The sequence below is a fragment of the Wolbachia endosymbiont of Tuta absoluta genome (genome assembly GCF_059414725.1).
This window is the reverse complement of record NZ_JBNRJY010000083.1, coordinates 1-11,208: the sequence shown is the minus strand read 5'-3', so window position 1 is coordinate 11,208 and position 11,208 is coordinate 1. Positions and strand designations below refer to the sequence as shown.

The window sequence follows — 11,208 nt, the reverse complement described above, 5'->3', positions numbered from 1 at the left end:
GGAAATGTAACTGACGAAATGATAAAAAATTATATTGAAAATCACTCTAAAAAAGAAGATAAATTTGGTGACTTTCAAGTCGAAAGTTAGCATTCTATGCTCTCTCTCAATCTTTGGATTTTAATCCATAGTGGTTGAATTGGAAAAAATGACAACTTTCCAACGTTTCATTTATTGAGCAATAAATATTTTGAAGAAAGGAAAATAGCAGACAAAAAAATAAAGAAATATATCAATATCATCTGTTTTTCTATAACAGTATGTGCAATAGCGATAGTGGGAATTTACCCTAACATTATAGCTGCAGTAATGGTGGGAATAGTTGCACTCATAGCTGCAATAGTAATGAGTAATTTAATTCAGAAGTATATAGAAGAAGCGCTTGAAAAGAAAATGTTTATTGAACTCGAAAGTGAGAAAACAAGTAGTCCTAATTTAAGTGATGTTGAAGTATCATCTAATGATGGTGAAGAGCTAGCAATATGATATACGCCACATCATTTTCTGAAGGTTTAAAACCAGATCCAGAGCTTAAAGTATCAGAGTGGGCGAATGAGTATCGAGTTCTAGCACCAACTGCAGCATCAGAGCCAGGAAAATGGAGAACAGAGAGAACGCCATACCTTAAAGAAATCATGGATTCACTATCTCCTTCTTCACCAACTGAAAAAATAGTATTCATGAAAGGAGCGCAGATTGGAGGAACAGAAGCTGGTAACAATTGGATAGGCTATATCATAGATCAGACACCAGGTCCAATGCTGGTAGTACAGCCAACAGTTGAAATGGGAAAACGTTGGTCAAAGGGAAGATTTGCGCCGTTAATAGAGAGTACGCCATGTTTAAAGAGTAAAGTAAAAGACCCAAGATCAAGAGATTCAGGCAATACTGTACAAAGTAAGGAATTTCCAGGTGGAATAGTAGTAATAACTGGAGCAAACAGCAGTGTAGGCCTCCGATCTATGCCAGTAAAATACCTCTTTCTTGATGAGATAGATGCCTATCCAGGAGATTCGGGAGGTGAAGGAGATCCAGTTTTACTCAGCATAGCCCGTACTAATACATTTGCACGACGAAAGATTTTTTTAGTATCAACGCCAACGATTTATGGAATAAGCAGAATTGAGAAAGAATTTGAAGCAACAGATAAGAGATATTTTTTTGTTCCCTGTCCGTATTGTAATTACTATCAAGTTCTAAAATGGTCACAAATAAAATGGGAAAACAACGACTCAAGAACAGCACATTATGTCTGCACTGAATGTAGCGGCAAAATAGAAAATCATCAAAAGACAGAGATGCTAGAACGTGGAGAATGGAGAGCTACAGAGGCAAAAGAAGGGGAGAAAAAAGGATTTCATCTTTCAAGTCTTTATAGTCCAGTTGGGTGGTATAGTTGGCAACAAGCAGTAGAGGATTTTCTGCATGCAAAGGAAAGTGAACAATTACTGAAAGTTTGGATCAACACAACGCTTGGAGAAACCTGGGTAGATAAGGGAGAAGTACCAGACTGGAAGCAATTATTCAACAGAAGAGAATTTTTTCCCGTAGGCACAGTACCAAAAGGTGAAGTGGTTCTCACAGCAGGTGTTGATGTCCAAAAAGATCGTTTAGAAGTAGAAGTTGTAGCATGGGGAAAAAGCCGCGAAAGTTGGTCAATAGACTACCGAGTATTTGAAGGAGATACAGGAGGAGGAGAAGTATGGGGAAAGCTTTCAGAGTTACTCAATCATCATTTTATCGGTGAAAATGATCTTGAATATATGATAAGCATGATGGCAGTTGATGCAGGGTATGCAACGCAGGAAGTTTACAACTGGGTGAGAAGTATGGCAGTGAAAGGTGTAAATAAAGCACTAGTGCCGCTTAGTAGCCCAAGTAGAGTTGATATAACAGTTGGTGGTCAAAAGCTAAAGAGAGGAATAAAGCTCTGGCCAGTAGGAGTATCGATATTAAAGTCAGAGCTTTTTCAATTACTTAATGTTTTAAAAAACGGGGAAAAAGAAAAAGTGCCAGCAGGATATTGTCATTTTCCTGAGTATGCACCTGAATATTTTAAGCAACTAACGGCAGAGCAATTAGTCAGCAAGGTAGTAAAAGGATACACCAAACAAGAGTGGCAAAAAGTAAGAGAAAGAAATGAAGTACTAGATTGCCGAATTTATGCGAGAGCAGCATCTATTGCGCTTGGAATTGATCGTTGGCCAGAGAGTAAATGGAATAGTTTGAGTGGAAAAATAGGAAGTAAAAAACCTAAGAAAGTAAGACAGAGTAAGTGGCTGGAAAATGTATAACGAAGAGTATTTAGTTCAAGTCGAAGAAGCGATAAAGAAGCTGCAAAACGGAGAGCGAGTAGTATCAATTGCATATGGTGACCATGTAGTGAGATATGCTGAAGTTCAGATAAATGATTTACTAAACTTAAGACAACGTATTAAAGCTGAGCTAAAGATTGTTGGAATGAAACCGAAGAGAAAGATTGTTTTTTCAACGAGTAAAGGGATCATATAATGATAAAAATCGTTAAAAGGAACCGTATGACAAAAATTATAGCAAAAGAATATACAGAATTTTTAGAGCAGCTGAAAGAACAGATTGCTACTAGTCGTTATAAAGCAGCACTAGCAGTAAATAGCAAACTCATTGTGCTTTATCACTATATTGGTACAGAGATCTTAAGGCGCCAAAAAGAACATGGTTGGGGTGCTAAAATCATAGATCAGCTAAGTAAGGATTTGAGAAGCGCATTTCCAGAAATGAAGGGATTTAGTGCTAGGAATCTTACTTATATGCGTCAATTTGCTGCAGAATATCAAGATACTGAATTTACGCAGCAGGTTGCTGCACAATTGCCTTGGTTTCATATTGTAGTTATTTTAGATAAAGTAAAAGATCCAAAAGAAAGACTATTTTATTTTCAAAAAGCTATAGAGCACGGTTGGTCACGTAGTATAATGGTGATGCAAATCGAACGTGAATTGCACAAACGTCAAGGAAAAGCTGTTACTAACTTCAAAGATAAGTTACCTTCTCCCCAGTCAGATTTAGCACATTATACATTAAAAGATCCATATATTTTTGATTTTTTGAGTATAGGAGATGACGCTCATGAAAGAGAAGTAGAAAAAGGTCTTGTAGGCCATGTAGAGAAGTTTTTGCTTGAGCTAGGGGAAGGATTTGCATTTGTAGGTAGGCAATTTCACTTAGATGTTGGAAATAAAGACTTCTATATTGATTTATTGTTTTACCATTTAAAGTTACGTTGCTTTGTAGTAATTGAGCTAAAAGACAAAGATTTCAAGCCAGAATATGCAGGTAAAATGAATTTTTATCTTTCAGCCGTTGATGATTTACTAAAGCACGAGACAGATCAACCATCTATAGGATTAATTTTATGCAAGTCAAAGGATAACGTGCTAGCTAAGTATACACTGAAAGACATAAATAAACCGATAGGGTTGGCAGAATATAAAATTACTGAAAATCTACCAGAGAATGTAAAGACAGCCTTGCCAACAATAGAAGAGCTAGAGGCTGAGTTATCCAAAGTTTCAGATAAGGAAAAGTAATGCTGTTAAAATCGTTCAAGCAATTATTTAGCAAACCAAAGATAAAAAGTTTAGCATGGGATGCAGCAGGGTCAGGAAGAAGATTTTTTCACTTTCAACCAGAGTTAGGAAGTATAAACAATTTGCTGTCTCAAAACCTTGAAACTTTACGTAGTAGATCACGTGATATGGTGAGAAAAAATCCATATGCAGCAAATATAATTGATACGATAGTAAGTAACTCTATTGGAACAGGAATAAAACCACAATCAAAAGCAAGAGATGGAGAATTTCGCAAAAAAGTACAAGAATTATGGCTAAAATGGACAGATGAAGCAGACAGTAATGGAGTAAGTGATTTTTATGGATTACAAGCTCTAGTATGTAGAAGTATGATAGAGGGAGGAGAATGTTTTGTACGTTTAAGAACGAGAAAGCTGGAAGATAGATTTTCTGTGCCATTACAACTGCAAGTACTTGAGTCTGAACATTTAGACAATAAAACAAATCAAACTTTAGCAAATGGTAATGTAATAAGAAACGGGATTGAGTTTAACAAGCTTGGGCAAAGAGAAGCATATTACTTATTTAGAGAACATCCAGGCGAAGGCTCATTTGGAGAATCAGTAAGAGTACCAGCAAATGATGTTTTACATATTTATAGACCACTAAGACCTGGGCAAATCAGAGGTGAGCCTTGGCTTTCGAGTATACTGCTAAAGCTTTATGAGCTTGATCAATATGATGATGCAGAGCTGGTGAGAAAGAAAACTGCAGCAATGTTTGCAGGGTTTATTACAAGGCTCGATCCTGAAGCAAATATCATGGGAGAAGGTGAAGCAAGTGAGCAAGGAGTAGCACTATCTGGCCTAGAACCTGGAACAATGCAGCTTTTAGACCCAGGAGAAGACATCAAATTTTCGGAACCATCTGATGTTGGAGGAAGTTATGAAGCGTTTATAAGACAGCAACTGAGGGCAATAGCAATAGGTACAGGAATAACATATGAGCAGCTAACAGGAGATTTAACAGGTGTTAATTATTCATCAATCAGAGCTGGATTAATAGGGTTTCGTCGTCGATGCGCTATGCTGCAACACAACATTATGGTATTCCAGTTTTGCAGACCAGTATGGAATAGATGGCTAGAGTTAGCAGTGCTTTGTGGAGAACTGAGTATAGATGAAAAAGTAGTAAAAGCAGCGAAAGAAGAAGTAAAATGGATACCACAGGGATTTGATTGGGTGGATCCACTGAAAGACCAGCAAGCACAGCAAATGGCAGTAAGGAATGGATTTAAGAGTCGATCGGAAGTAGTATCAGAAATGGGTTATGATGTAGAAGAAATTGACCAAGAAATAGCAGAAGATCAAAAGCGAGCTAATTCTTTTGGACTTTGTTTCGATTGTGACGTTAATGTGCCATAAAATACAATAAGGGGAGGAAGGTGATGTGGATAAATAAACCAATAATGGTAGAGAGAAGAAGTTTTGAACTACTATCATTATATAACAGCAAACAACCTATCTTTAAGAATTTAAAGCATTTTCATATAAATCCAAAAGGAATAGCAATAATACGTATTTATGGAGTTTTGACAAAAAAAACAGAAGCTTTTGATCATATTTTAGACATGACTTCGTATGAAAATATTCATGAAGAGATAGAGAGTGCTTTAGAAGATAAAAGCATAGAGACGATTCTACTTGACATAGACAGTCCAGGAGGGGAAGTAAACGGTGTCTTTGACCTAGCTGATTTTATTTATGAATCAAGAGCAAAAAAGAGAATTATTGCAATAGCAAATGATGATGCATATTCTGCTGCGTACGCTATAGCCTCTAGCGCTGAAAAGATTTTTCTCACCCGCACTTCAGGAATTGGGAGTATAGGAGTAATAGCAAGTCATATAGATCAAAGTGGATTTGACGAAAAACAGGGAATAAAATATACCACAATATTTGCTGGTAGTCGGAAGAATGATTTAAATCCGCATGAGCCAATGACGTCTGAAAGTTTAGAAAGCTTACAAAAAGAAGTAGGAAGACTATATGAAATGTTTTTGCAGCTAATAGCAAGAAACAGAGGTCTTTCAATTGAAAAGATTCGATCAACAGAAGCAGGGCTATATTTTGGGGAGAAAGCAGTAGAAATAGGCCTTGCAGACGGAATGACAATTCTTTCATCTATTAATAAAAACAGGAGTATTACTATGAATGAACAAACTACAAACGACCTAGAAACTGATAATTTAACCAAGTATCGTACTGAAGTTCGTGAATTAATACGTTTATGTAATTTATCGAAGGTGCCAGAAAAGATAGAAGAATTTATTGAGCAAGGCGTAAGTGTTGAGCAAGCTAGGGAAGTTTTAATGGAATTACTTGCAGAGAGAACGAAGAAGACAGAGATACTGAGTGCAATACCACAGAATTCAGGAGAGGAGTTGATGATGCAAGTAGCTAAAGCTAGAGCACAATCAAGTATTTAAGTTTTTTTATAACCGTCGGGTACAACAACTACAAACATGGCGGTAAACTAAAGGGAAAAAAGGAGAAAAGAAAATATGACATGTATAACCGAACAAAATAATCTGGGTGACTTATTAAAGTATGAGGCATCAAGTCTATATTCAAGAGATCAGATAACAGTAGCCAAGGGGGAAAATCTGAAGCTAGGAACAGTTGTTAGTCGTGATAAAGACAACATGATTAGGATAATCAATCCAACTGCCACAGATGGGACACAAACGGCGATAGGAGTGATAGCAAGCGATGTAAACGCAAAGGAAAATAGTAAAGGAGTAATTGTTACTCGTGGTGCAATGCTAGCAGATCATGCAGTTGTATGGCCAGCAAATATCACTGAAGAGCAGAAAGCTGCAGCAATAAAGCAACTTGAAGCACAAGGGATCATTATCCGCAAGGGAGTTTAAAAAACTATTAAAATATATATAAGGGGGAAAAGAAAGAATGCAAAATCCATTTACAAATACAGCATTTAGCATGACGGCACTAACAAATGCGATGAATATATTGCCGATAAATTATGGACGTGTTGAAAATTTAAATTTATTTCCAAATAGGTCAGTAAGATTTAGACATATTACGATAGAAGAACACAACGGAGTGTTAAGTTTACTACCAACGCAAGTACCCGGAGCACCAGCAACAGTAGGAAAAAGAGGAAAAAGAAAGATAAGAACATTTACGATTCCGCACATTCCGCATGATGATGTAGTGCTGCCAGAAGAAGTACAAGGAATAAGGGCATTTGGATCAGAGAGTGAACTGAAAGCGCTTGCAGATGTAATAACTGATCATTTGCAGCTAATGAGAAACAAACATGCAATAACATTAGAGCATTTGCGAATGGGAGCGCTGAAGGGAATTATTCTTGATGCTGACGGGTCAGAATTATTAAATTTGTACAACGAATTTGAAATCACACCAAAAGTAGTAAATTTTGCCCTTGGAACAGCAACAACAGATGTCAAGCGTAAGTGTCTGGAGGTATTGCGACATATCGAAGACAACTTAAGTGGCGAATATATGACCGGAATTCATGCCTTGGTAAGCCCTGAGTTTTTTGATGCACTAACTTCGCATAGTAAAGTGAAAGAAGCATACGAGAGATGGCAAGAAGGAGCAGCGCTAAGGAATGATATGAGGTCAGGATTTACATTCTGCGGAATCACATTTGAGGAATATAGAGGGCAAGCAACTGATCCTGAAGGAACCGTAAGAAGGTTTATAGAAAGAGATACAGGACACTGTTTTCCAGTAGGAACAGCGAGCACATTTACAACATATTTTGCACCAGCAGATTTTAATGAAACAGTAAATACACTAGGACAGCCACTCTATGCAAAACAAGAGCCAAGAAGATTTGATAGAGGGACTGATTTGCATACGCAGTCAAACCCTCTGCCAATGTGCCACCGTCCAGCGATACTAGTCAAGATCGTTGCAACATAGGTAGAGCAAATATAAAGCGGTGTGAGGCAGAAGAATGCTTTACCTCTTCTTAGCATATAAATGTTAGTATATAGCGGAGAAACGTGCAAGAGAATATTAAGAGATTATTTAAAGATTGTTTTGCCCATTTAGGAGAAGTGGCTTTATATAAATCAAAGGATAAGTCATATATGGTACAGGTATTAAAGCAACAGCCAGATAAATTATACGAGATTGGTGAAGGACAATTTGTGGGAGAGATGCTTTTTCTTGAGGTAAGCATTTTTGATATACTGAGGCCAATTGTAGGAGATATTTTTGTTATAGGTGATTGCAAATACAAAATACACACACCACCACTTAGAGATAAATCTGGAATGGTCTGGCGAATCGAAGCGTATGGGGTGTAAAATGTCTGTTCATATAGAAGTTGAGGTAATAGAAAGTGTAAATGCTAAAAGAAAAAAAATAGAATTAGCAATAGTGAGAGCGTTAAACAGAACAGCACTATGGCTAAAATTGAAGACAGCAAAAGAAATTAGTGAGGAAAAGAAGATAAAATTAAGTTTGATAAGAAAGAGATTAAGAATTTTTAAGGCGAAAACTAGCAGATTAGAAGTGTTAATTAGAGCAAATCTCTATGACATTAGAGCATGGACAATTGGTAAAATACAAAAAACAAGAAGAGGATCGAAAGTAGGAAAGCATGAGTTTATAGGAGGATTTGCAGCAGTTATGCCAAAAGGAAATAGCGGTATGTTTAAACGTGAAGGAAGAGCAGCATTGCCAATAAAGGAAGTAAAACTACCGCTGGAACCAGAAGGCTCAAGAATAATAAAAGACCTTGTTAATTATGAGGTTGAGAAAGTCTTTACAAAGTTTTTTGAACGTGAATTGAGCTATAAAGGATGAATTTGAAAGATTTACATGATAAAATTTGTACCACGCTGAAGAGAGAAATACCAGCAATTCAAACTTGTGAAATTTATCCATCGATAAGAAAAGAATTATTAGCGCCAGCGTTATTTGTAGAGTTTGTGAGTTTAGAATCGGGAAAAGATCCTGGAACAGAGGAATTAGCGCTGAAAGCAAGATTTGAAGCACGAATAGTGATTGATAGCACAATAGAAAATGCCCCTATTATTGTCAGAACATTCGCTGCTGAGGTTGCAAGAGTAGTGAACAAGAATACCTGGGAAAAGAATGTATCTCCGGCTGAATTTCTTTCTGCAGAGCCTGATGGATTTAGACCCGAATTAGATGCATATTTGGTGTGGATGGTTGATTGGAGTCATCAGCTTCATTTAGGTAAATCAGTATGGGAAGAGGGGAAAATCAAACCACATAAAATAGCAGTGGGAGAAATGCATGTTAGAAAATAATTTTGCCATTGCAGAGTTACAGAGAAAAGTAGCTAATATCATTCGTATAGGAGTTGTAAAAGAAGTAGATTGTGAAAAAGCAAAAGTAAGAGTGAAAATAGGAGATATTGTAACAGATTATCTGCCATGGATAACAAGTAAAGCAGGAAAAGATAGAGATTGGTCTCCGCCAGATATTGATGAGCAAGTAGTTATACTTTCCCCGCTGGGAGAATTATCTTTAGGAGTAGTACTTCCTGGAATATATCAACAAAAGTATTCTGCACCAGAAATTCAACCACTATGGATTAAAATCCAAAGATTAAGAGAGAGCATAGAATGCTAACTTTCGACTTGAAAGTCACCAAATTTATCTTCTTTTTTAGAGTGATTTTCAATATAATTTTTTATCATTTCGTCAGTTACATTTCCGCTAGTCCTGACAAAGTAGCCTACTGCCCACAACCCAATATCTCTTTTTTAGCTCTGGAAAGTTTTGCTGGATTTTTCTGGAACTTTTTCCTTTTATTAACTGCACTAACTTACTAATACTTAAGTATGGGGGTACAGAAACGTATACGTGTACATGACTTGACGCAACTCTACCTCTGATAATTTCTACTTGATTATTTGCACATACTTCTTGTACAACTTCTTTAGCTTTCTTTCCAATATCTCCAACTAGTACTGGATATCGATATTTTGTTATCCACACTATGTGATATATATACAGAGTGACTGCTTTTTCTATAATATTCCACATTCTTTCAGATTTTTCACCTTAAAATTATATTCTTAAAAGGATGGACTTCAAGTCCAGGGTTTTTCTCCCAAATTTGGGACAATAAATTACATTAACTTAATATTATATACTATTAATAAATTAAATAGTATAGTCATTTCCAGAACCCAAAACTAGCTAGTGAGAGAAGAGTTTGTTTTGGGATGCGTTGGACTACCACTTGTTCTACGCGAATTTATATCAATTTATTACTTTATTTCTCTGTTTTTTTGAAATTCCCCTCATAAAATTAAATAGCTTACTGTAAAATTATAGTCTTAAGTCCTTGTTTGCAGGTTGTACAGAGACGCTGTTAAATGAAGATATAGGTGACCTATGAGTTAAGTTAACTGTGCTTTTATCTTCAAATTGCAATGCTTCACTTATATTTTTTAATTTTCTTTTTTTAGGTAGTGTATGTTCATCAAATGTCTCTAGGTTTCTTTTATGTGATTGTGTTTTTAAGTCTGGAGCTGAGTACACAGTAGATTGAGGTTGATAGCAACAAATACTACTTGGGTAATAATTGTTAGTATAATGGTACAAATCATCGTTGAGTTCAAGTTTCACATTAGCTCCTTGTTCTAAAGAAAAAAGGGACCTAGCGCTGTCGTAGCAATGAAACTTAACATCGTAGTTCTGAGAAATATTATTACTAATATCCTCTAGATTCGTATTAACGTTATTCATTACAAGGTAGCGAACAGTGCTTGAGTGACCATATATATCAGCAAAGTGCAAAGGAGTCGTATGATCTTCATTCTGTAAATTTATATCAGCCCCATGCTCTACGAGGTAGCGAACAATTCCTAGGTAACCATACATAGCAGCAAAATGCAAAGGAGTCATACCATCCTCATCCTGTAAATCTACTGTAGCCCCGTACGCTAGAAGGTACTCAAAAATCTCCAAGGAATTATGTTCAACAGCATAGTGCAAATAACCTTTACCTTCTCCATCTTGTAAATTTATACAAATCTCTTCTTCCTCTATAAAGTATCTAACGACCTCTAAGCAATTATTTTCAATAGCATAGTATAAAACAGTACTATCAAACTGAAAATGTTCGTTATCAATAAAATACCTAACTATTTCTAGTCGATTATGGAGAGCAGCACAGTCTAAAAGGGTAAGGCTCGGGTCATCACTTACCTTAAAATTAGCCCCTTTTCCTATAAAGTATTTAACTAACGCTAAATGACCATATATAACAGCATATTCTAAAGGAGTAGATCCATCTTTATCACCGATATTAACAATTTTACTTAATTTACTTAGATCTACATTCTCGAATATAAGCTTAATAACTTCTTCATTATCATCTATGGCCAGAAAATGTAAGATATTCATTCCATAATAATCAGATTCAATAAATTCATTAACTAACTTTTTATATTCACTTGCATAATTCCAAATGGATATGATATCTTACTATTACCCACAAATATAAAGTTCGTGAGCAAGTCGCCATCCTTCTGCTAGATCAAAGAGACGTCTCCATCCTTTCCAAATAGTAATGGGGCCTGGTTCTAGATCATTTTTTCTAGCCAAATGTCCTCCAA

General features: G+C 36.1%; 12 protein-coding genes and 3 pseudogenes. 13 read left to right on the top strand and 2 right to left on the bottom strand.

The window, feature by feature from the left end:
* From ACJ5GX_RS00985 to ACJ5GX_RS00925, 13 genes and pseudogenes are all read left to right on the top strand, one after another.
* Window positions 1-90: pseudogene (locus ACJ5GX_RS00985) on the top strand (IS200/IS605-like element ISW1 family transposase); the annotation flags it as partial.
* Window positions 91-174: 84 nt separating this feature from the next.
* Entirely contained in the window at window positions 175-486 is a 312-nt protein-coding gene (locus ACJ5GX_RS00980; RefSeq protein ID WP_230609094.1) for a hypothetical protein, read from the top strand.
* Window positions 483-2,294, top strand: a complete 1,812-nt coding sequence (locus ACJ5GX_RS00975; protein ID WP_230609096.1) for a phage terminase large subunit family protein — start codon at window positions 483-485, stop codon at window positions 2,292-2,294. Before ACJ5GX_RS00980 ends, ACJ5GX_RS00975 begins: the two co-directional genes overlap by 4 nt.
* A complete protein-coding gene (locus ACJ5GX_RS00970) occupies window positions 2,287-2,511 on the top strand; it encodes a gpW family head-tail joining protein (protein WP_007302777.1) in 225 nt (74 codons plus the stop codon). The genes ACJ5GX_RS00975 and ACJ5GX_RS00970 overlap by 8 nt, the downstream gene beginning before the upstream one ends.
* A 26-nt stretch (window positions 2,512-2,537) precedes the next feature.
* The gene (locus ACJ5GX_RS00965) at window positions 2,538-3,569 is read left to right on the top strand and encodes a PDDEXK nuclease domain-containing protein (protein ID WP_096097252.1); all 1,032 of its coding nucleotides are present in this window, start codon (window positions 2,538-2,540) and stop codon (window positions 3,567-3,569) included.
* Window positions 3,569-4,975, top strand: a complete 1,407-nt coding sequence (locus ACJ5GX_RS00960) for a phage portal protein (RefSeq protein WP_052264935.1) — start codon at window positions 3,569-3,571, stop codon at window positions 4,973-4,975. The genes ACJ5GX_RS00965 and ACJ5GX_RS00960 overlap by 1 nt, the downstream gene beginning before the upstream one ends.
* A 23-nt stretch (window positions 4,976-4,998) precedes the next feature.
* Window positions 4,999-6,039, top strand: coding sequence for a S49 family peptidase (locus ACJ5GX_RS00955; RefSeq protein ID WP_052264934.1), 1,041 nt, complete (start codon window positions 4,999-5,001; stop codon window positions 6,037-6,039).
* 75 nt (window positions 6,040-6,114) lie between these two features.
* A complete protein-coding gene (locus ACJ5GX_RS00950) occupies window positions 6,115-6,483 on the top strand; it encodes a head decoration protein (RefSeq protein WP_096097249.1) in 369 nt (122 codons plus the stop codon).
* 37 nt (window positions 6,484-6,520) lie between these two features.
* On the top strand, window positions 6,521-7,525 hold the full coding sequence (locus tag ACJ5GX_RS00945; protein WP_052265017.1) for a major capsid protein: 1,005 nt from the start codon (window positions 6,521-6,523) through the stop codon (window positions 7,523-7,525).
* An 83-nt stretch (window positions 7,526-7,608) separates the two neighbouring features.
* On the top strand, window positions 7,609-7,914 hold the full coding sequence (locus tag ACJ5GX_RS00940; RefSeq protein ID WP_052265018.1) for a head-tail joining protein: 306 nt from the start codon (window positions 7,609-7,611) through the stop codon (window positions 7,912-7,914).
* Between the two features lies 1 nt (window position 7,915).
* Complete coding sequence (locus tag ACJ5GX_RS00935; RefSeq protein ID WP_052265019.1) at window positions 7,916-8,416, top strand: phage tail protein; 501 nt, start codon at window positions 7,916-7,918, stop codon at window positions 8,414-8,416.
* On the top strand, window positions 8,413-8,886 hold the full coding sequence (locus tag ACJ5GX_RS00930) for a hypothetical protein (RefSeq protein ID WP_052265020.1): 474 nt from the start codon (window positions 8,413-8,415) through the stop codon (window positions 8,884-8,886). The genes ACJ5GX_RS00935 and ACJ5GX_RS00930 overlap by 4 nt, the downstream gene beginning before the upstream one ends.
* Window positions 8,873-9,157 (top strand): annotated as a pseudogene (locus ACJ5GX_RS00925) (phage baseplate assembly protein V); the annotation flags it as partial. The gene ACJ5GX_RS00930 and the pseudogene ACJ5GX_RS00925, both read left to right, overlap by 14 nt.
* Before the next feature lie 50 nt (window positions 9,158-9,207).
* On the opposite strand, the pseudogene tnpA reads toward ACJ5GX_RS00925, so the two are convergent.
* Window positions 9,208-9,626, bottom strand: a pseudogene (gene tnpA / locus ACJ5GX_RS00920) (IS200/IS605 family transposase).
* 290 nt (window positions 9,627-9,916) lie between these two features.
* Window positions 9,917-11,062, bottom strand: coding sequence for an ankyrin repeat domain-containing protein (locus ACJ5GX_RS00915; RefSeq protein WP_495292591.1), 1,146 nt, complete (start codon window positions 11,060-11,062; stop codon window positions 9,917-9,919).
* Between the last annotated feature and the right edge of the window lie 146 nt (window positions 11,063-11,208).

What these genes read in the sequence shown, in the direction of transcription:
- ACJ5GX_RS00975 (WP_230609096.1), top strand. Translation starts at nt 483, where the DNA reads ATGATATACGCCACATCATTTTCTGAAGGTTTAAAACCAGATCCAGAG.
- ACJ5GX_RS00970 (WP_007302777.1), top strand. Translation starts at nt 2,287, where the DNA reads ATGTATAACGAAGAGTATTTAGTTCAAGTCGAAGAAGCGATAAAGAAG.
- ACJ5GX_RS00965 (WP_096097252.1), top strand. Translation starts at nt 2,538, where the DNA reads ATGACAAAAATTATAGCAAAAGAATATACAGAATTTTTAGAGCAGCTG.
- ACJ5GX_RS00960 (WP_052264935.1), top strand. Translation starts at nt 3,569, where the DNA reads ATGCTGTTAAAATCGTTCAAGCAATTATTTAGCAAACCAAAGATAAAA.
- ACJ5GX_RS00955 (WP_052264934.1), top strand. Translation starts at nt 4,999, where the DNA reads ATGTGGATAAATAAACCAATAATGGTAGAGAGAAGAAGTTTTGAACTA.
- ACJ5GX_RS00950 (WP_096097249.1), top strand. Translation starts at nt 6,115, where the DNA reads ATGACATGTATAACCGAACAAAATAATCTGGGTGACTTATTAAAGTAT.
- ACJ5GX_RS00945 (WP_052265017.1), top strand. Translation starts at nt 6,521, where the DNA reads ATGCAAAATCCATTTACAAATACAGCATTTAGCATGACGGCACTAACA.
- ACJ5GX_RS00935 (WP_052265019.1), top strand. Translation starts at nt 7,916, where the DNA reads ATGTCTGTTCATATAGAAGTTGAGGTAATAGAAAGTGTAAATGCTAAA.
- ACJ5GX_RS00930 (WP_052265020.1), top strand. Translation starts at nt 8,413, where the DNA reads ATGAATTTGAAAGATTTACATGATAAAATTTGTACCACGCTGAAGAGA.